The organism is Chitinimonas taiwanensis DSM 18899 (genome assembly GCF_900119825.1).
In the GTDB taxonomy this organism is placed as follows: domain Bacteria; phylum Pseudomonadota; class Gammaproteobacteria; order Burkholderiales; family Chitinimonadaceae; genus Chitinimonas; species Chitinimonas taiwanensis.
On the sequence record NZ_FPKR01000005.1, the window covers coordinates 67,623 to 87,012 of the forward strand.

Here is a 19,390-nt window from a genome sequence, read left to right on the forward strand (position 1 = left end):
TTACCCGCAGAACGAAATGCAGCACCAGCAAGCATTTGGCATAAATTGAGGCAAATACTCGTGTTTAGAGCAAATACTTGCAGCTAAGTATTTGATTTTTTGTTGTTGCGCTGCACAAAACTACATCCCAAAATGCACTGGCATCCACAAGATGCCAACTGCAAAAAAGGAGCGTAGCCATGATGATTATTCCCGCACTGGTGATCCCGCTGTTGCGTGAACTGGAAACCCTGTTTTCCAAGCCGCGTCACACGACGGACGATCTGCCCGCCGAATTCCGCCGCGAAGCACACGACGATGGTATCTGCCTGCCCAGCAACCATACCGCCGTGCAAGGCTCACCGGTCTATATGCCGGCCAAGTACCACTAAGCTGCCAGCTCAAGCCCGGGCAGTGCCCCCACTGCCCCCGGCCTAGGACTGCGCCAGAAAGCGCATCAGCCTCTCGGCCACGCGCGCTGGCGCATCGTGGTGCAGATTGTGCCCACAGTCGTCAAGTACCTCGTACTGCAAGCCGGTAATACAGGCTTTGCGCGCCGCGAACTGCGCGGCATCCTCACCCAGCCAGCTCAGCAGCTTGGCTTCGTTGCCAGCCAGCCAGAGCGTAGCTGCCGTAATCTGCCGCCAGCAGGCTTGCGCCTCTTCAAGCCGATACAGCACCGGGTTCACCCATTTGTGGCGCGGATCAGCCCGATACACGATCTGTCCATCGGCCTGCCGTCCCAGTTGCTCGGCCAGCCAGAGGGCCCTGTCTGCAGCAAGACGTGGGTTGTGCTTGCCCAAGCGCGCGGCCAAGGCAGCGAAGTCGGCGAGCGGCTTCAATTCGGGCTCAGTTTGCAGCTCATCCAGCCAACGCCGGTAGCGTCCGGGCGCCAGCTCGGGCCGGGTAGCCGGCAGACCAAAGCCCTCCAGCGAGATCAGCTGGCTGACCCGCTCCGGGCGTATGCCCGCATACAGACTAGCCACCATGCCTCCCATGCTATGTCCAAGCAGGGCGACCGGCTCGCCGCCAGGCGCAAGCTGCCCCAGCAAGGCATCCAGATCAGCCAGGTAGTCGGGGAAGTAATAGCTTTCCGCCGCCCAGCCGCTCTGGCCAAAGCCGCGCCAGTCGAGCGCCACCAGCTGGTAATCGAGCAGTGCAGCCGGCGCTGCGTCGATCAGGAACTGGAAGGTCGCCGCGCAATCCATCCAGCCATGCAGTAACACCAGCAGGCGCCCATCGGGGCGGCCCCAGCGCCAAAGCTGGGTATCGATGCCGCGCAAGCGCAGCTGATGGCACTGGGCAGGACGTAGCGGCAGATAGGGCTCGGTCGACATAGGGTTGATTCCGTTTGAAAAGACAACGCCCGCCAAAAGGCGGGCGTGCTTGACGGGGCTGAGCGGAAACGGCTTAGGCTGCCTGCGTCTGCAACATATCGATCATATCGCTGACTGCACGTTCGACCGAAGGGCCGCTCTCGATCAAGCTGGCTTCGCCGCGCTTGAACAGGTCGATCAGTTCCAGCAGGGTGAATTCCAGACCGTTCTGACCTTGGCGGTTGGTGAACAGATAGCGACTCTTCATCGGGCTAACCCAGGCGAGCTTGGCGCGGCTGAGCGAACCATCAGCCTGATGGAACTCCACCCAGGCGCCGCGGCGCAGCTGATTGGCCACCACATCGTCGTAATCGCGATACTTATCGAGGCCAGCATCCCAGGATGCATCGGCAACCTCGAAACCGGCCACACCGGCACCAATGTCCAGTGCAGGTAGATCATCCAGTGCACGCTCACTCAGCACGGGTGGTGGAGGCAGCGGCACCGGGGCTTCGAGCACCGGAGCAGCCGGGGCCACAATGGCCGGCGACACCGGCTCGGCCTGCTTGAGGCCGCTCTTGATCGCATTCGCATGCGAATTGACCAGCTCGGCAAAGAAGGCCTCGCGCTGGGCACGCTCTACGCCCGCTTCCTCGGTACCCCGCTCAAGACGGCGCAAGAGCTTGGGCAGCAGGTTCACCAGGCGCAGACGCTCCTCTACACCCACCTTGGGTGCCACGCTCCAGATCAGATCTTCCATCGCCTGTGCCGCATCGGCCCAAGCATCCGGCTTCTCTTCCATCTGCAGCGCCGCATGCTGGAGCACCTGGCGCCATTGCTGATGCAGGAAGTCGCGAATCAGCACAGGCATATCGGTCGCCGCAATCAGGCGCGCACTCAGCACCTGCTCGACATGGCGTGCCGCCACTTCCTTGCGCTCGGCCTCGGCCAGCTCATTGGCGACGGCTTCGGCGCTGGAATTGGCCTCCTGCTCCTCATTGGCCAGGAAGGTTTCCAGCTCTTCCAGGGCAATGCCGAAGATGGAGATGTTCTCGTCGAAGTCATTGACGATGCGCTCAACCAACTCAGCCAGCTTGCGATACAGCTTGTCATCGAAACCATCGGCCTCGTCCCAGCCGAGGGCGGCATGGGCGAGCGCATCGAGCAGGCGACGGGTCGGGTGCTGCTTGCGAGCGAAGAACTTGCTGTCCAGCATCGCCACCTTGAGCACCGGAATCTGCAGGCGCCCGATCAGCGCCTTCATCGGCGATGGAATATTGCGATCGTCGAACAGATTGTCGAACAGCATGGCCACGATATCGACGGTCATCGCATCGACATGGCCAAGCGAAGCGGCCAAGCTGGTGGTCTTGATCTGGTGCAGCACATTGGCCGTGCCATGACTGAGCGCATGGGCATCCAGCTCACCCTGGTCGGTCAACGCACCTTCAATCGTGCCTGCCTGCAGCAGGTTCAGCGCATCCAGGAAACTCTGCCCCACGCTGGTCATGAACGCTGGCGCGCCGGCCTGCGGCATGCCCAGCGGCGCATTCACCGGCATTTGCCCTGGCAGGCCGCCCCCCATATTGGGTGCAGGCATGCCCTGCATAGCCTGATTGAAGGCCAGCAGCTGCTGCAGGGAATTGATCAGCTCATTCTCATTGCCAACCGCGTAGGCAGGCAGATCCGCATTGCCAGTATTGCCGCCGGCCTGGGCGAAGCCGCCGGTACCGTAGCCCATCTGCGCGCCATAGCCTGCGCCGCCCTGATTGTCCCAACCAGCCTCAGCGCCAGCAGCTTGCTCACCCTGCTGCGGATTGACCGGCGCGTTACGGCGCGGCTGGGCCGGAGCACGACGGAAGCCCGACTTGGGCAGTACCGGCAGGATATTGCGGTCGATCAGGAAGCGATTGAGGTTCTGGTACACATTCGGCACATTCTCGGACGCCAGCTGCTCAAACTGCTTGAGCACGAGCAGGCGCACATTCATATCGCTTTCGATCTTCTGGCAGGCGCTGCGGAAGGCCTCGACGATGGCTTGCGGGCTCATCGGATTGTCTTCGCGGCTGGCCTCAGGCAGATGCATCAGATGGCCGATGCGGAAATTCAGCGCCGTCAGGTCAGCACCCAGCTTGTTCTTCAGCTTGCTGGTGATATTGGTGACCGCGAGGTCTTCCTCGTAGTCATGATGGCCGACCAGGGACATGGAATCGGCGTCGAAGCTGAACGAGTCGGCGGCACGCTGCGCCCTATCTGGGCGCATGGTCACATCGAAGCCTTCCACGAAACGACGACGGAACTCCTGCTCGATTTCCGTGCGTTTGGCCTGTGCCTCCCCGCGCGCCTGCATGTAAAGGTTGTAGCTATCGCGATCGAGCGATTTGTCAGCCAGCTCGAACAGCGACTCCTCGATGCGATCGAGGATGGTGGACAGCGACTTGGATAGCAGATCCGCCGCCAGATCACGGCAGGACGACAGCATCGCGAGGGATTCGTTCTTGGTATTCATCGCACCAGGGCGCGCTGCGCCAGCTGTTCGCCCGGAGGTCTGGGCCTGATTATTGGGGGCAAATTTCATATCTGCGGCATTCATTGCCTGTACTCCCGGCCGGTTGACGTCGTCCGAATTCGCCGCGGATTGGCACGCGTCACCGCCACGACGACAGCCATGCACACCCGCTTGACCATCGCCAGCCCTTAACCCGACATGGGTTTACGACCATTCTATCGCAATGGAATATAAGACCATGTTAATTTTAACTGTAAGTCCGCGTCAACCATTGCGGAAACAATATTAGACAAACCTTGTATTACCTTGATTATTCTACGATAAACTCATCCAGCCCAACAATGCGGAAAGCATATTTCTGCCACAACAAGCTGTGGATAACTTATTCGACACGATGTCGCTGCAACCATTCCAGAACCAAAGGATAGACCTCCTGCTCGGCCTGTGGGTGGGTCAGCATATCTAGGTGGCCATAATCGCGACGCAAACCGCCGCAGCGCCCCAGTAGCTGCAGCGCCTGCTCATGCGGTCCAGACTCGGCCATGAAGCGCCGCACATCGTCGATATGTCCGCGCACCGGGTCCTGCCCGCCGGCCAGATAGAGCGTGGGTGGCAAGGGTCGCGCCGCAAGCGCTGCACTGTAGTCAAAACCATCCTGTGCATCGACCCAGCGCCGTGCACGCACCCACTGGCGGCTGTCGCGCAGACTCTGGCGCGTTTCGCTATCGGCGCCCATGCCGAGGCGCGCCGCGGGCAGATAACCATAGCGCCATACAAACAAGGTACTGAGTCGCTGCCAGAAAAATTCGATTTCATAGAGGCGCGGCCAGTTCCACACCTGGATGCTGCGCTTGCTGCCCAGATAGACACTGGCACTCATCCTGGCCGCCCATTGCGGATGGCGTGCCAGCATCGCACTGAGTAGCACGCCGCCCCAGGAGTGGGCCACCAGCTGAATGGTCTGTGTGTCACCGTGCAGGCGACTGATCTCGGCCAGCGCCGCCGGGATATCCACCTGAATGCTCTCGGCCTGGCCGTGCTGGCTGTGCGCGCCGATTGGCGGCGTGGAGAGTCCGCGACCACGCAGATCAAGCACATACACATCGAAGCCGCGCGCCGCCAGCCAGGGGCCGAGACCGCGTCCGCGCTCGCTGTAGAAGGTGCGCGCATTGGCAATCGCGCCATGCAGCATCAGCAACGGCTGGCCGGCATCCGCCTGGTGGATGCGGCGCAGATGCAGGCGCTCACCTGGCGCAACAGTCAGGAAATGGGCGCTTTGTTGTGGTGGATGACGATCAGATGACATGGCATTGAAACAAGCGTTTAATCGCCTGGATGCTACGTGGCGGGCGCACGCGACTCAAGCCGACTCGTCCTGACGGAACGGCGCGCGCTCATCCAGCTCGCTCAGATAGTGGGCCAGGCCCCGCCCTTCCTGCTGCAGGAAATGTGCAACGGCATCGCGCAAGCCCGCCTGGGCCAGCCAATGCCAGGACGAGGTTTCCACCGCCTCGAAGCCGCGCGCCAGCTTGTGCTCGCCCTGCGCACCACCTTCGAATACCAAGAGCCCGCGCTCAATGGCGAACTCGATACCCTGGTGATAGCAAAGTTCGAAATGCAGATTGGGCACATGCTGCAAAGCGCCCCAGTAGCGGCCGTACAGGCGCTCGCTATCGAACAGGTTCAGGGCGGCGGCTAGGGGCTCCCCGTCCTGGTAGGCAATGACCAGCAAGCATTGCTCGGCGAACAGCGCCCCCAGGCGCTGGAAGAAGCGCTCATTCAGATAGGGCGTGGCGCGATGCTGGCGGTAGGTGTTGGCATAGCAGCGGTAGAAGAAGTGCCAATCGGCCGGGCTGAGGTCACCCCCGCTCTTGCGCACGATCTGCACACCGCTGGCCGCCACGCGCTTGCGCTCCTGCTTGAGCTTCTTGCGCTTGTCGTGATTGAGGCTGGCCAGAAAGGCCGGGTAGTCGGCATAGCCGCGGTTGAACCAGTGAAACTGCACGCCAGTGCGGCGCAGCAGGCCTTGCGACTGCAGGCATTTGGCACTTAAGGCATCGGGAAACAGACAGTGCAGCCCCGATAATTGCTGCGCCTCGGCCCACTCGAGTACACCGGCAAAGAGTGCTTGGCGCGCCGCCTCATCGACAGCCAGCAAACGCAGGCCTGGCACCGGGGTAAACGGAATGGCGGCCAGCAGCTTGGGGTAGTAGGGCCAGCCGGCGCGCTCGCTCGCATTGGCCCAGGCCCAGTCGAATACATACTCTCCCCAGGAATGCGCTTTCAGATATAGCGGCATGGCTGCCAGCAAGCGCGTTCCCTGCCAGAGCGTCGCGTGCAGCGGCTGCCAGCCACTACCCTCCCCCAGGCAATCGCTCTGCTCGAGCGCCAGCAGAAAGGCATGCCGTACGAAGGGCTGATTGCCAGCCAGCGCATCCCAAGCGGCCGCCTCGATGCTAGCCAGACCAGGCGTAAAGCGCAGCTCCATACGCGGCTAGCCCAACCAGGCCGGCAGCTGGGCACTGAGTGCGGCCCGCTCCGTGGTCGCACTGCCAAGCAGGGCAAAGCCGAGCAAGCGGCCAGCGCCATCGCGGTAAAGCGCGCGCAGCCCGCCTTCCAGCGCCTGGCATTCCCATTCCCCGCCAGCCGTTAACGGCGGGCAGACAATGGTGGGACACGCTGGCGTCTTGACCAGCACCGGCATAGCGGGGTAACTGAGCAGCGGCGCCTGCCCAGCCAGATTGGCCGCCAGCACGCGTGCAGACTGCATGATGGGCTGCACATAGGGCAGGACCAGGCCAGCCACCTCGGCGCAGTCGCCCAGTGCGTAGATCTGTGCATCGCTGCTGCGCAGCTGGCGATCCACCACGATACCGCGTGCCACGGCCAGCCCGGCCTCGGCGGCCAGCTGCGTGCGCGGGCGCAGACCAATCGCGGATAACACCAGATCGGCCTGCAGCGCACTACCATCGGCCAACTGGACCGCATAGCGGCCAGCAGCCTGCTCGACAGCCTGTGCACTCTGACCAAAACAGAAACGCACGCCAAGCGCCTCCAGTCGGCCTTGCAGATAGCGCCCGGCTGCCTCAGGCAAGAGGCGGGACAAGGGCCAGCCAGCCGGATCAACCACGGTGACCTGGATACCGTTGCTGGCTAGGTCCTGGGCGAACTCGCAACCAATCAGCCCCGCACCCAGCAACAGCACTTGCTCCCGCCCTGCCAGCGCGGCCCGAAAACGTGCGTAGTCGGCCAGATCATTGACTTGCAGGACTTGCCCGGCAGCGTCGCCAGCCAGCGGCGGGGCGAATGCATCCGCCCCGAGTGCCAGTACCAGCTGCGAGTAAGCGAGCTCACCGCGCGCGGTGTGCACGCGACGCTGGGCGGGATCAAGCCGCAGCACCGGCGTCTCGGTCCATATCTCGGCGCGCAACTCCTCGGCCATTTTCTCGACCGGCTTCATCACCAGCTGGGCCGCACTCTTCTGGCTGGCCAAGGCGGTGGACAACATGGGCTTGGAGTAGAAGTCGCCGCCATCGGCGCTGATCAGCTGCAGGGGCGCTTCGGGCGCCAGCTTGCGGTATTCGCGCGCCAGGTTATAGCCGGCCAAGCCGGTGCCAATAATGATGAGCGGGGCAGTCATATGCAGCATCTATCCTTGTTCGGTAAAAAAATGGCGGCCACACGGCCGCCATTCTGGGTAAGGGATGTTTATTCGATCGGGGCATCGGCCAGCATGCTGACCGCCGGCAGTTCGCTGCCGATGATGGCCTGGCGGATCGCCTCGATCGCTTCGCGGCGCGGGAAGTTGCGCCGCCAGGCCAGCACGATGCGCCGCGTGGGCGCCGGCTCGACGAACGGACGTATGGTCAGCAACTGTTGATCGGCCGGGGTGATCGAGGTGGCCGGCAGCACGGTGACGCCGATACCACCGGCCACCATATGGCGGATGGTGGTCAGTGAGGAGCCCTGCAAGGTGCGCTGCAAGCTGCCCACTGGCAGCGACTCACGGTTGAGCTCCGGGCAGGTCTGCAGTACCTGGTCGCGGAAGCAATTGCCGGGCGAGAGCAAGAGCACATTCTCATCTTCCAGCTGCGCCGCATCAATGGCCTTCAGCTGCTCCCACGGATGGCCCTTGGGGGTAGCGACCACGAAGGGCTCGTCGTACACCGCCTGGGTGGCGATGCCGCTTTCGCGGAATGGTTCGGACAGCAGGGCGACATCGATATCCCCCTGCTTGAGCATTTCGGCCAGGCGCGCCGTGTAGTTCTCTTCCAGCAGCAGCTGCATCTGCGGCGCTGCCACGCGCAGGCGCGGAATCAGGAAGGGCAGCACATAGGGGCTGATTGTGTAGATGGAACCCAGGCGCAGCGCACCAGACAGCGGATCCTTGCCCTGCTCGGCCAAGGCCTTGATGGTCTGTACCTGTTCGAGCACGCGCTGCGATTCGGAGACGATGCGCTCACCGATCGGCGTCACGCTCACATCGCCGGATGAGCGCTCGAATAGGGTCACGCCCAGCTCATCCTCCAGCTTCTTCACCGCCACCGACAAAGTAGGCTGGCTGACGAAACAAGCCGCTGCGGCCCGGCCAAAATGGCGTTCGCGCGCAACAGCAACGATGTATTTGAGTTCGGTCAGAGTCACAAGCGCCTCGATGCGAGGAAAAGGCCCTAGCCTGGCAGCAGGCTAGCAAGCAAAACGGGCGTGTCTCGCGACACGCCCGCCACGCGGCTGGATTCTAGTTCAGCCCCGCCTATGCGTCACTTCTTGTCGGTACCGGCTGGCGGGAAGCCAAAGCCGGTCCACAGATTCTTGGCGCGGTCCTGCAGCTGTTGCTGCATTTCCACATACATATTGGTGCTCTGCTCGAGGTAGCTGGTCATCATGTTCTGCATGGCCGGCGCCTGGAACTTCATGAACTCGCCCCACATATTGGCATTCGCACCCAGCGGGTTCTCGCCCACCGCCTTGGCCTGATCCTGCAGACGCTCCTGCATCTGCTGGAACAGCTGCATATTCTTTTCCAAATAATTGCCCATCAGGCCCTGCATGGCATGGCCATAGAAGCGGATGATCTGGGTCAGCACATCGTAGGTGAACATCGGGGCGCCGCCGTTCTCCTCTTCGAGGATGATCTGCAGCAACACGCTACGGGTCAGATCCTCGTGGGTCTTGGCGTCTTCGATGACGATTTCGACGTTTTCGAGCACAAGCTGCTTCACATCTTCCAAGGTGATGTAACAGCTGGTCGCCGTGTCATACAGACGGCGGTTCGGGTATTTCTTGATGACGCGCTTTTCGGTATCGGCCAAGTTTGTCTCCGTATTTTTCTCTGAATCAATGACTTAGCTAGAGGATACAGCGTCCGTATCCGCTTTATTGCAGCGCAGCATTCGAGCTTGACGCTGGCAGACCCGCTTCCTAGAATCAATTCGTTGTGCGAAGCAGCATAACTATACCCCAAGGCTTCGTACCTGAGCACTTGCCCCGCAAAACTGGAGAACAGCATGCCCCAAGCCCCCCACACCGAACTGACCCAGCAGCAGCTGGAAAACACCCTGCGCCTCGCGCGCATCAGCCTGGACAGCGCAGAACGTGCGATGCGCCTGCAACTGGATGCGGCCAAACAGGCGCTGGAGGAATCCGCCCAGAGCGCCGCCAAGCTCGCTTCCGTCAAGGACGTGCAGGATGCGCTGAGCCTGCGCGCCGAACTGACCGAGCAAGCCACCGGCTCACTGCTCGGCCTGTCACGCAATATCTATGAACTGGCCTCGCAAACCCAGCAGGAGCTGGCCCGCCTGGCCGAAGAGCAGGTGAATGGCTACCAGCAGTCGCTGATGCAGGGCCTCGATCAGCTGGGCAAGATGACTCCGGCCGGCTCGGACGTGTTCAGCTCCGCTTTCAAATCCAGCATCGCTGCCAGCCAAGCTGCGTTCGACAGCCTGAACAAAGCCAGCCGCCAGGTGGCCGAGTTTGCCGACGCCAGCCTGAAGGCAGCCGGCACTGCCACCAGCGATGCACTGAAGAGCAGCAGCCGCAAATAAGCGCCCTGCCCGCTTCCTCCCCGGCTTTAGGCCGGCAAGAAAAAGCCGCTCCGAGGAGCGGCTTTTTCCTTACTCAGCTCGTCTCAGCCGCGGCCGGGAATGGCCGCCAGCAGCTTCTGGGTATAAGCGTGCTTAGGCTGACGATACAACTCGTCGGCGTTCGCATACTCGACCATTTCGCCGTGGTTCATCACCAGCACTTCGTCGGAGATGTACTTGACCACATTCAGGTCGTGCGAAATGAACAGATAGCTCATGCCGTACTCATCCTGCAGCTCCTGCAAGAGATTGAGCACCTGGGCCTGTACCGATACGTCGAGCGCCGATACCGACTCATCGCAGACCAGGATTTCGGGCTTCATGGTCAGGCAGCGTGCGATGCTGACGCGCTGGCGCTGACCACCCGAGAACTCATGTGGGTACTTGTTGAAAGCCTTCTCATCTAGACCCACGCGCTTGAGCAGCTGCATCGCGTGTTCGGCGCGATCCTTATCGCTGTCGTGGATGCCATGCACGCGCATCGGCTCGAGCAGGATATCGCCCACGGTGAAGCGTGGGTTCAGGCTGGCATAGGGGTTCTGGAACACGATCTGCATCTGGCGCTTATAGGGCATGAACTCCTTGTCGCTCAGCGACATCAGGTTCTTGCCTTCGTAGATCACCTCACCACCTTCGCAGCTGTTCAGGCGCAGAATCGTCTTGCCCAACGTCGTCTTGCCCGAGCCCGATTCCCCGACGATGCCGAGCGTCTTGCCCCGCGCCAGCTTGAAGCTGACATCCTTCACCGCCGCCACTTCCTTGTGACTGAACAAGCCCTGCTTGACCCGGAAGGTCTTCTTCAGATTGCGCACTTCCAGCACGATGGGGTCGCTGGCCAGCACGCCGCGGCTGCGCTCGCCCTGGGGCAGTTCATGCTCGCGGCCGGCCAGGAAGTCTTCCACCACGGGCAGGCGGATGGGACGCTTGTCGATGGTCGGACGACAGGCGAGCAAGGCACGTGTGTACGGATCTTTGGGGGCGGTGAACACCTGCTCGGATGCGCCCTGCTCCTTGATCACGCCGCGGTGCATGACCACGACGTGGTCGGCGATCTCGCGCACCAGCTCCAGATCGTGGGTGATGAACAGCACGCTCATGCCATGGGTGGCCTTGAGCTTGATCAGCAGCTCGATGATCTGCTTCTGGATGGTCACATCCAGCGCGGTGGTCGGCTCATCGGCGATCAACAGCTTGGGCTCGCAGGCAATCGCCATCGCGATCATCACGCGCTGCTGCTGGCCGCCCGACATTTCGTGCGGGTAGCTATTGATGCGGGTTTCCGGGTCGGGGATGCCCACTTCGCGCAGCAGCTCGACCGCACGCTGCTTGGCAGCGGCCTTGCTGAGCGGCTTGTGCAGACGCAGCACTTCGACGATCTGGTCACCGACCTTGTAGACCGGATTCAAGGACGTCATCGGGTCCTGGAAGATCATCGAGATCTGCTTGCCACACAGCGCACGGCGCTGTTTCTCGCTTTGCTTGAGCAGGTCGACGCCTTCGAACACCAGGCCGCTTTCCGGCGCGATCACGGTGTTGGCGCGCGGCAGCAGATCCATGATGGCCATGGCCGATACCGACTTGCCCGAACCCGATTCGCCGACCAGCGCCACGACGCTGTTCTTCGGAATCACATAGTTGACGCCTTTCAGCGCCTCGAAGGTCTCGCTTTTGCCCAGTCGGAAGCTGACGTGCAGATTCTTGATTTCAAGCAGGTTTTCAGTAGTCATCGTGCATTCCTCAGCGGCGGCTGGCCTTGGGGTCGAGCGCATCGCGCAACAAGTCGGTAAACAGGCCAAAGGCGACCACAAAGGTCGACATGACCGTCGCTACCGCAGCCAGCTGCCACCATTTGCCGAGCACGAGCTCCGGCATCACCTCATTGATCATGATGCCCCAGGACACGGCATCGGTCGGCACACCCAGACCCAGGAAGGACAGGATGACCTCGGCCTTGATGAAGTCCACCACCAGCTGCGAGAGCTGCACCAGGATCAGGTGCGAGACATTGGGCAGGATGTGCACGAACATCTTGCGCGCATGCGATGCGCCGATGGCATTGGCGGCCATCACGTAATCGCGACCACGCTGCTTGATGTACTCCGAGCGGATCAGGCGATAGGTGCCGGTCCAGCCGGTGAAGCCAAGCACCAGAATCACCGTGCTGATGCCCTTGCCGAATACGGCAGCGAAGGCCAGAACCAGCAGGATGTAAGGCACCGAGGTGAAGATGTTGTAGAACCACTCGAGCAGATCGCCGAGCTTGCCGCCGAAGTAACCGCCGATGGCGCCCAAGAGCGTACCGACCAGCACCGCCAGCGCAGCGGCAGCCACACCCACGGTAATCGACACTTCACCGGCCTGTATCACCTTGGCGAGGATGTCGCGGCCCCATTTATCACCACCCAGCGGCAGGGTCCAGCTCGGCTTGAGCTCTTCCTGCTCGTAGGCAGCAGCGCGCTGCTCGATCTCAGCGTAGTAAGGCGCCAGCGGGTCGACGGCCTTCTGCTTATCGTCGATGACCAGCACTTCCTGGCTGATCATGCTGTTCTTGCCCTGCGGGTTCGGATAATCCTCACCCAGGAAGGACGGGTTGGCATAGGAGACGCCGACCTCCTCGTTCCAGTCTGCGGCAATCCAGCCGAGGCCCGAAGCCACCGCCATGGCGAAATAAATAGCCAGAATGGCCATGCAGACGCGTGCCAGCTTGTCCGCCCAGAGGCGTTTGCCGGCGGCGCGCCAGAATCCGTAAGAAGCTTGTTGTGTCATTGTCGCCGCCTTATTTCAGTTCAACACGCGGGTCGAGCCACTTGTACAAGAGGTCAACCAGCAGGTTTACCACCATGGTCAGAATGGCCAGGTAGACGGTAATCGCCTTGATCACCGGGAAGTCGCTACGCAGCACGGCGGTCACGATTTCCTTACCCAGGCCCGGGATGGAGAACACCATCTCGACCACGAAGGAGCCGACGAACAGACCCGGCAAAGCCATGGCCAGATTGGTCACGATAGGTACGGCAGCGTTGCGCAGCACATGCACGAACATCACGCGATGCTCGCTGGCGCCCTTGGCGCGTGCGGTGCGCGCATAGTCGTGACTGGTTTCCTCCACCACGAAGGAGCGGTACAGACGCAGGCTGGGTGCCACCGACACGAACAGCAGCAAGAGAATGGGCAGAGGCGCATAGGTGGACACATTGGTCCACAGATCATCGCTCCAGCCCAGCACCGGAAAGATTTCCAACTTGTAGCCCAGCAGCCACTGGCCGACCACCACATACAGCAGCAGCGAGATCGACATGGCGGCGGTACAGATGCCCATCACGGCGCGGTCGGTGAGCGAGCCGCGCTTGTAAGCCACCGCCACGGCCAGCGTCACGGCGATGATGGCGTCGAGCAGCCAGACCTGCAGCATCACGGTCAGCGAGACTGGGGCCTTCTGCAGGATGATGGCGGACACCGCTTCGTTGGTACTCCAGCTATTGCCGAAGTCGAAGGTGAACACCTGCTTGACGAAGATCCACAGCTGAACCCAGATCGGCGCATTCAGGCCAAGCTGGTCGCGGATCGCCTCGATCTTTTCCTTGCTGGCAATCTTGCCGGCCAGGATGGCGGCTGGATCGCCGCCGAACACATTGAACAGGAAGAACACCAGCAGGATCACCCCTGCCAGCGTCGGGATCATTTGCCAGATACGGCGCAGCAGATAAGCGCTCATTGCTTGCCCCCAGCGCCATTCTGACCGGTGATTTCACGGAAGAAGGCATCCGAGTTCGGTTCACGGCCGAGGAACTGGCGCACCAGGTCCATTTCCGGAATCTGCGAACCGTTTTCCAGCACCGTCTTGCGGAAGCGCATGCCAACCGACGGGTCCATCACATTGCCCTTGAAGGCCGAGCGCATATCCAGCGCCAGCACTTCCGACCACATATAGCCGTAATAGCCAGCCGCATAGCCACCAACGATATGGCCGAAGGCGCCCGGGAACTCCGTGCCCTTCACATAACCGAGCGGGGTGGCCGCTTCCATCTTCTGCCACAGTGTAAGCGGCTTCTGCGGAATAGGACCGGCCAGCGCCATATCGTAGGCCGCGTACAGCCACTGGCGGGCGTACTTGGTGCCCTGACCGAACTGACGCGCGGCATTCATCTTTTCCACCAGCTTCATATCAATCGGCTGGCAGCTTGGGCAGACCTCGTTCCACAGTGCCAGCGAGGCCGGGTTGCGTGCCCACTCCTCGAACATCTGCGACGGCGCTTCCACGAAGTCGCGCTTGGTATTGGTACCGGCGTTCAGCGCATAACGGGTGCGACTGAGCACGCCGTGCATGATGTGGCCAAACTCGTGGTACAGGGTTTCCAGCTCATCCTGGTCGAAACCCTTGCGGTTGAAGTTGGTCACCAAGGCGGACACCGGCGTGGTGCCAGCCAGGGTGCTGGCCTGGCGCACGGTGAAGGCTGCCGCGTGCTTGTACTTGCCGTCACGCGGATACAGGTCCATGTAGAAGCTGGACAGATACTGACCGCTGGCCTTGTCGAAGACGTCGTAGCCTTTCACGTCCTCATGCCAGACCGGCAGCCTGGCATTGGCGCGAAATTCCACGTCATACAGGCGGCTGGTCACCGCCATCATCCATTCCACGGTCGGCGCCGAGGGAAACTGGGCGCGCACGGCATCCTGGTCGACCTGGAACTTGGCCTTTTGCAGGCGACGTTCGTAGAACATCTGGTCCCAGCGCTCGAGCTTGGACTTCGCGTCACCGGTGAAGGCGATCTTGTCCGCCAGCAACTCGGCCAGCTCGCGCTTTTCCACCTCGGTGACCTGGTCCTTGACCTTGGCCAGGAAGTCGAGCACGACCTCGGGCTTGCCCACCATATTGTTGCGCGTAGCCCAGGCGGCGTAGGACGGGTAGCCCATCAGCGTGGCCAGCTGCTTACGGATCTGCACCACCTCGTGCAGGATGGCCAGGTTCTTGGCCCCACCACGGCGCTGGTAGGCATATTGCATCTGGCGACGGGTCTCGCCGCTCTCAGCGGTTTCCATCACCGGGATGTATTCCGGATAGTCAAAGCCAACCAGATAGTTGCCCTTGTCGTCGCGCTTGAAGCCGGCCAGCACCTCGGCCGACACGCCCTTCAGCTGCGCGGCGCTGAAGGCAAGCTTCTGCTTGTTCTCGCGCACATTGCGGGCGAAATCCTGCTGCAGCTTATCCAGGCGCTTGAACAGACCAGCAGCCTGTTTACGCTTGGCGGGCGGCAGATTCACGCCCTTGTCTTCAAACTCGGCCAGCACGGCCTTCAGCGTTTCGGCATCGATTGCATCGGCTGGCTTGACGGCCTTGAAGCGCGCATACAGGGCGCTGCTTTGCAGGATCCGATTGGTTTCGCTGGAAATCTTCAGATCGCAGCTTTCCTCGGCCTGACGCAGCTTCTCATCCGGGTGGACATTGGCGATCAGGCCGCCTCCCCACCAGAATTCCACCAGATCGCCGGAGCTCTTGCTCCACGGGGCGAGGACATTGGCCACATTGGCCTGGGAAAGCGGCAGCTTTTCGATGGCTGCCACTTCGGCATTAAGCTTGGCAATGGCCTGGTCGCATAGCGCGGGCACATCGGCAGCCGCAGAAATGCGCACTTCACCGCGTTCGGCGGCAAAGGCACTGGACAGGCAGAACGCGAGGGCGAGCGGGGTCAGCTTGCGCATACGGGTGTCTCCGGGTTCGGTCTACGTCTTGTGGACGGTTTCAGGATTTATTTGCTGGTGCCGGCGCGCTGCTTGGCGGCATCGATATCGAGGAAGTACCAGTGCGGCATATTGTCCGGGTGCGGCTTGTAGCCACTGACCCAAGGATGGGCAATATGGGTGCGGATACGGTTGATGTTGTAGATCCACGGCACATAGGCAGCCACGATGCGGCTCATCTGGCGCAGACGCTCATTGCGCGCTTCCGAGGGCGGCTCGGCGGCGATCTGGTCGTAGAGCTTGTCGAAATCCTTGTTACGGAAGCGCGACTCGTTCACCGGGCCGGCGTTCGGGCCGTACAGCAGCTGCATGAAGTTCTCGGCGTCCGGGTAATCCTGGCCCCAGGCACCGCCGGCGAACTGATAGGTACCGCCCTGACGATTCTTCAACAGGTCGGAGAAGTTCATCTTCTCGATATCAAGCTTGATGCCGATCGCGTTGAAACCCTTCAGCAGCAGCTCTTCCTGATCGCGACCATCGGCGCCGGTGCTGGTCATATAGGTGATCTTGAGCGGCTTGCAGCCGGGCAGCTCACGCCAGCCGTCCTTGTCGCAATCCTTGTAGCCGAACATATCCAGCAGCGCATTGCCACGCGAGGGGCTGTAACGGCCGAGCACATTGCGGAAGTTGGGATCGTAACCATTGATCTGCGGTGCCAGCGGCGACTGGGCAGCCAGACCCTGGTTATTGCGGATGATGGACAGTTCCTTGGCCTGGTTGTAGGAGAAGGCAATCGCGCGACGCAGCGCGACTTTCTCCAGCGCATAACCACCCACGACCTTGTCGTCCATATTGAACATGTAATACGTAATGTCAGCTTCCGCTTCACGGAAGTAGCGCCAGCCCAAGCTCAAGTACTTCCCGGTCAAGGCATTTTCCGGTGCGATCAGGCGAGCATAGTTGTAACCAAGGCGCGGATGGGTATCGAGTTGACCGTTGAGAAAGGACAGCCAGGAGGCTTGCGGGGTCTCGATCACGCGGATATCGATGGTGCCGATGCGCGGGAAGGTCTTGCCTTCCAGCTGCTTGGCGACCGTCTGATCGATCTGGATGCCATTGCCAGTCGCAGGCTTGTATTGATGCCCACGGTAGTTGGGATTGGCCACCAGCACGATGCGGTTGCGGCGCTGCCAGGACTTCAGCATATAGGGGCCGGTACCGACCGGGTGGGCCTCCGACTCCTCGCCATAGGCCTCGATCACTTCGCGCGCCACGATGCCAGTGGCCGGCGCGGCCATGATGTAGGGCATATTGTAATCAGGGCGTAGCAGCTTGATCTGGAAGGTATAGCGGTCAAGCGCCTTCAGGCCTTCGATCGGCTTATCGAAATCGAAGGGCTTGTTCTTGGCAGCCTCGATCTTGGCATCGAGGCCAATCACCTTGCCCTTGAACATGAAGTCCCAGGGGGCACCACGACTATTCGGGTCAACGATGCGCTGGATCGTGTAGACCACGTCTTGCGCAGTCACTTCGCGCTTCTTGCCTTTGAAGGCCGCATCGTCGGCAAAGTAGATGCCGGGCTTGATCTTGAAGATGAAGGTCTTACCGTCATCCAGAATCTGTGGCAACTCGGCCAGACGCGGCACCAGCGTTTGCGGGCGGGCCAGATAGTCATAGGCGAGCAGCGATTCGAAGATGCTGCTGTTGACTTCGCCCGAGTAGTGGTCGGAATACTTGGCAGGATCGAAGCCCGATTCGGGCGCCTCGAAATAGGTATGTAGGGTCTTGCCCATATCGGCAACCTGCGCATGGACAGGCGCCACCAAGCTCCAAGCCAAGCAGCTCAGGCCCGCAAACGTGACAAATTTCATGATCTTGATTTGCACCGGAAACAACGTTGATTAAATCGTAGCCATCCCACACCACGCAGCGCTTGGGGTGGATAACCCCATGGCGCGACGGCAGGTTGGCGGCGACAAGGACTCGATCAAGAGAACGGACATAAAAAAGGCGACGACATGCTGATGCGTGCCGCCGCCTTTTTTCACAGCAGTACTTACTCGACCAAGCCGAACTTGGTCACGCCAGCACGCTGTGCCGCCGCCATTACCATGGCGACTTGCCGGTAGGGCGTACCCTTGCGCGGCTTGACATGCACTTCAGGTTGGTCGGCAGCGGTTGCAAACTGGCGGAAGATATCTTCCAACGCCTGCTTGCCATTCACCACTGCGCCATCCACATACACCACGCCGGCTTCGTCGATATCGATCTTATGCACGATCGGTTCGGTCAGCGGCGGTGGTGGGTTACCCACCGGGTTATCGGTTTCAATCGAATGCAACTGCACCGGGATGGTGATGATCAGCATGATCAACAACACCAACATCACGTCGATCAACGGCGTGGTGTTCATCTCGGCCATTACTTCCGGATCACCCGAATCATTACCAGAGCCAACACTCATGCCCATGGCACACCTCTCAATTTGTCAGACCGATCAAATCAACCACGCGCAGGCGGTTCGACGATGAAACCCACCTTCTGGATGGCGGCACGCTTGCAAGCACGCACAACCCATTGAATCGACTCATAGTTCGCATCCATATCACCGCGAATCTGAATCTTGGGCTGTGGCACCTGCTTGGATACATCCGCAATCAGGCGCTTGGTCAGGGTGTCTTCGTCAGCAATCGCCGACTGGTTCCAGTACACAACACCGTTCTTGTCGATCGACAGATTGACGTTGATCGGCGTGGTCTCGTTCGGCTTATTGGTTTCTTCAGGCAGCTTGACCGGCACGATGTGGGCAGCCACCGGGATGGTGATCAGAAAGATGATCAGCAACACCAGCATCACGTCCACAAGCGGGGTGGTATTAATTGCCGATACCACCTCGTCGTCGCCGGACTCCGAACCGACGTTCATGCCCATGGCTTAGCCCCGCTTGTTCTTGTCGCCAGCCAGCACAACGCTGTGCAGGTCGGCGCCGAAGGCACGCACTTGTTCCATGCCGCCCTTGTTGCGACGCACCAGCCAGTTGTAACCCAGCACGGCCGGCACAGCGACAGCCAGACCGATGGCGGTCATGATCAGCGACTCACCCACCGGGCCGGCCACCTTGTCGATGGAAGCCTGGCCGGACATGCCGATAGCCACCAGCGCGTGGTAAATACCCCAAACGGTACCGAACAGACCAATGAACGGTGCGGTGGAGCCCACGGTTGCCAGGAAGGCTAGGCCGTCTTGCAGACGGTTCTGTACGCTTTCCATCGAACGCTGGATGGACATGGTCACCCAGGTATTGCGGTCGATCTGCTCCAGCAGTGCACCTTCGTGGTGTTCGCTGGCCTTGATCGCGCTTTCGGCGATGAAGCGGAAAGCACTGCCTTCTTGCAGGGTTTCGACGCCCGACTTGATCGAACCCGCGCTCCAGAACGATTCACGTGCAGCACGAGCCTGACGCAGCAGCTTGGTTTGTTCCCACAGCTTGGTCACCAGGATGTACCAGGTACCCATGGACATGATGATCATGATCACCAGCGTGCCCTTGGCGATGAAGTCACCCTGGGCCCACAGGGCTTCCAGACCGTAGGGGTTTTCCACTTCCACCTTGTCGCCAGCCGGGGCAGCAACGGTAGCGGCATCGGCAACAGCCGGTGCAGCGGGTGCAGCAGCGTCAGCAGGAGCAGCCGTTTCAGCAGGCGCAGCGGCCTGCACAGCCTCATCGGCATGCGTCACGTTGGAGATAAACAGGGTTGCGGCAGGTGCGGCAACGAGGGCAATCGCCGCAACGAGGGCGGACAAACGGTTTGCTACAGACATAA

17 protein-coding genes are annotated in these 19,390 nt (G+C 61.0%); 2 read left to right on the forward strand and 15 right to left on the reverse strand.

Annotated features, from left to right (window positions below; all coding sequences use genetic code 11):
- Positions 1 to 179 precede the first annotated feature (179 nt).
- A complete protein-coding gene (locus tag BT173_RS07230; RefSeq protein WP_072427973.1) occupies positions 180 to 371 on the forward strand; it encodes a hypothetical protein in 192 nt (63 codons plus the stop codon).
- Between the two features lie 42 nt (positions 372 to 413).
- Here the strand turns inward: BT173_RS07230 and BT173_RS07235 are convergent, their stop codons facing one another.
- The 7 genes from BT173_RS07235 to phaR all read right to left on the reverse strand — a co-directional run bounded on the left by BT173_RS07235 (position 414) and on the right by phaR (position 9,116).
- Positions 414 to 1,316, reverse strand: a complete 903-nt coding sequence (locus tag BT173_RS07235) for an alpha/beta fold hydrolase (RefSeq protein WP_072427974.1) — start codon at positions 1,314 to 1,316, stop codon at positions 414 to 416.
- 73 nt (positions 1,317 to 1,389) lie between these two features.
- Positions 1,390 to 3,873: a DUF1631 domain-containing protein gene (locus BT173_RS07240; protein ID WP_175545574.1), complete on the reverse strand. Its 2,484-nt coding sequence runs from the start codon at positions 3,871 to 3,873 to the stop codon at positions 1,390 to 1,392.
- 313 nt (positions 3,874 to 4,186) lie between these two features.
- A complete protein-coding gene (locus tag BT173_RS07245) occupies positions 4,187 to 5,110 on the reverse strand; it encodes an alpha/beta fold hydrolase (RefSeq protein WP_072427976.1) in 924 nt (307 codons plus the stop codon).
- A 54-nt stretch (positions 5,111 to 5,164) separates the two neighbouring features.
- Positions 5,165 to 6,292 carry a GNAT family N-acetyltransferase gene (locus BT173_RS07250; protein ID WP_072427977.1) on the reverse strand — a complete coding sequence of 376 codons (1,128 nt, stop codon included), beginning with the start codon at positions 6,290 to 6,292 and terminating at the stop codon, positions 5,165 to 5,167.
- A gap of 6 nt (positions 6,293 to 6,298) precedes the next feature.
- The gene (locus BT173_RS07255) at positions 6,299 to 7,444 is read right to left on the reverse strand and encodes an NAD(P)/FAD-dependent oxidoreductase (protein ID WP_072428160.1); all 1,146 of its coding nucleotides are present in this window, start codon (positions 7,442 to 7,444) and stop codon (positions 6,299 to 6,301) included.
- A 68-nt stretch (positions 7,445 to 7,512) separates the two neighbouring features.
- Positions 7,513 to 8,448 carry a hydrogen peroxide-inducible genes activator gene (locus BT173_RS07260; protein WP_072427978.1) on the reverse strand — a complete coding sequence of 312 codons (936 nt, stop codon included), beginning with the start codon at positions 8,446 to 8,448 and terminating at the stop codon, positions 7,513 to 7,515.
- Between the two features lie 116 nt (positions 8,449 to 8,564).
- Entirely contained in the window at positions 8,565 to 9,116 is a 552-nt protein-coding gene (gene phaR, locus BT173_RS07265) for a polyhydroxyalkanoate synthesis repressor PhaR (protein WP_072427979.1), read from the reverse strand.
- Between the two features lie 195 nt (positions 9,117 to 9,311).
- Between phaR and BT173_RS07270 the strand changes: the two genes are divergently transcribed.
- The gene (locus BT173_RS07270; protein ID WP_072427980.1) at positions 9,312 to 9,848 is read left to right on the forward strand and encodes a phasin family protein; all 537 of its coding nucleotides are present in this window, start codon (positions 9,312 to 9,314) and stop codon (positions 9,846 to 9,848) included.
- 83 nt (positions 9,849 to 9,931) lie between these two features.
- Here the strand turns inward: BT173_RS07270 and BT173_RS07275 are convergent, their stop codons facing one another.
- The 8 genes from BT173_RS07275 to BT173_RS07310 all read right to left on the reverse strand — a co-directional run bounded on the left by BT173_RS07275 (position 9,932) and on the right by BT173_RS07310 (position 19,370).
- Entirely contained in the window at positions 9,932 to 11,614 is a 1,683-nt protein-coding gene (locus BT173_RS07275; RefSeq protein WP_072427981.1) for an ABC transporter ATP-binding protein, read from the reverse strand.
- Positions 11,615 to 11,624: 10 nt separating this feature from the next.
- Positions 11,625 to 12,653 (reverse strand): ABC transporter permease, encoded by a 1,029-nt coding sequence (locus tag BT173_RS07280; protein WP_072427982.1) that lies wholly within the window; start codon positions 12,651 to 12,653, stop codon positions 11,625 to 11,627.
- A 10-nt stretch (positions 12,654 to 12,663) separates the two neighbouring features.
- Positions 12,664 to 13,602: an ABC transporter permease gene (locus BT173_RS07285; RefSeq protein WP_072427983.1), complete on the reverse strand. Its 939-nt coding sequence runs from the start codon at positions 13,600 to 13,602 to the stop codon at positions 12,664 to 12,666.
- Positions 13,599 to 15,587 carry a M3 family metallopeptidase gene (locus BT173_RS07290; RefSeq protein WP_072427984.1) on the reverse strand — a complete coding sequence of 663 codons (1,989 nt, stop codon included), beginning with the start codon at positions 15,585 to 15,587 and terminating at the stop codon, positions 13,599 to 13,601. Before BT173_RS07290 ends, BT173_RS07285 begins: the two co-directional genes overlap by 4 nt.
- 47 nt (positions 15,588 to 15,634) lie before the next feature.
- Complete coding sequence (locus tag BT173_RS07295) at positions 15,635 to 17,437, reverse strand: ABC transporter substrate-binding protein (protein WP_072427985.1); 1,803 nt, start codon at positions 17,435 to 17,437, stop codon at positions 15,635 to 15,637.
- Positions 17,438 to 17,622: 185 nt separating this feature from the next.
- Positions 17,623 to 18,030: an ExbD/TolR family protein gene (locus BT173_RS07300; protein ID WP_308417560.1), complete on the reverse strand. Its 408-nt coding sequence runs from the start codon at positions 18,028 to 18,030 to the stop codon at positions 17,623 to 17,625.
- A 38-nt stretch (positions 18,031 to 18,068) separates the two neighbouring features.
- Positions 18,069 to 18,497 carry an ExbD/TolR family protein gene (locus BT173_RS07305; RefSeq protein ID WP_072427987.1) on the reverse strand — a complete coding sequence of 143 codons (429 nt, stop codon included), beginning with the start codon at positions 18,495 to 18,497 and terminating at the stop codon, positions 18,069 to 18,071.
- Positions 18,498 to 18,500: 3 nt separating this feature from the next.
- Positions 18,501 to 19,370, reverse strand: a complete 870-nt coding sequence (locus BT173_RS07310; protein WP_308417561.1) for a MotA/TolQ/ExbB proton channel family protein — start codon at positions 19,368 to 19,370, stop codon at positions 18,501 to 18,503.
- Between the last annotated feature and the right edge of the window lie 20 nt (positions 19,371 to 19,390).

Coding starts and splice junctions, on each gene's coding strand:
- BT173_RS07230 (WP_072427973.1), top strand. CDS start 180: ATGATGATTATTCCCGCACTGGTGATCCCGCTGTTGCGTGAACTGGAA.
- BT173_RS07235 (WP_072427974.1), bottom strand. CDS start 1,316: ATGTCGACCGAGCCCTATCTGCCGCTACGTCCTGCCCAGTGCCATCAG.
- BT173_RS07240 (WP_175545574.1), bottom strand. CDS start 3,873: ATGAAATTTGCCCCCAATAATCAGGCCCAGACCTCCGGGCGAACAGCT.
- BT173_RS07245 (WP_072427976.1), bottom strand. CDS start 5,110: ATGTCATCTGATCGTCATCCACCACAACAAAGCGCCCATTTCCTGACT.
- BT173_RS07250 (WP_072427977.1), bottom strand. CDS start 6,292: ATGGAGCTGCGCTTTACGCCTGGTCTGGCTAGCATCGAGGCGGCCGCT.
- BT173_RS07255 (WP_072428160.1), bottom strand. CDS start 7,444: ATGACTGCCCCGCTCATCATTATTGGCACCGGCTTGGCCGGCTATAAC.
- BT173_RS07270 (WP_072427980.1), top strand. CDS start 9,312: ATGCCCCAAGCCCCCCACACCGAACTGACCCAGCAGCAGCTGGAAAAC.
- BT173_RS07275 (WP_072427981.1), bottom strand. CDS start 11,614: ATGACTACTGAAAACCTGCTTGAAATCAAGAATCTGCACGTCAGCTTC.
- BT173_RS07280 (WP_072427982.1), bottom strand. CDS start 12,653: ATGACACAACAAGCTTCTTACGGATTCTGGCGCGCCGCCGGCAAACGC.
- BT173_RS07285 (WP_072427983.1), bottom strand. CDS start 13,602: ATGAGCGCTTATCTGCTGCGCCGTATCTGGCAAATGATCCCGACGCTG.
- BT173_RS07290 (WP_072427984.1), bottom strand. CDS start 15,587: ATGCGCAAGCTGACCCCGCTCGCCCTCGCGTTCTGCCTGTCCAGTGCC.
- BT173_RS07295 (WP_072427985.1), bottom strand. CDS start 17,437: ATGAAATTTGTCACGTTTGCGGGCCTGAGCTGCTTGGCTTGGAGCTTG.
- BT173_RS07300 (WP_308417560.1), bottom strand. CDS start 18,030: ATGAGTGTTGGCTCTGGTAATGATTCGGGTGATCCGGAAGTAATGGCC.
- BT173_RS07305 (WP_072427987.1), bottom strand. CDS start 18,497: ATGGGCATGAACGTCGGTTCGGAGTCCGGCGACGACGAGGTGGTATCG.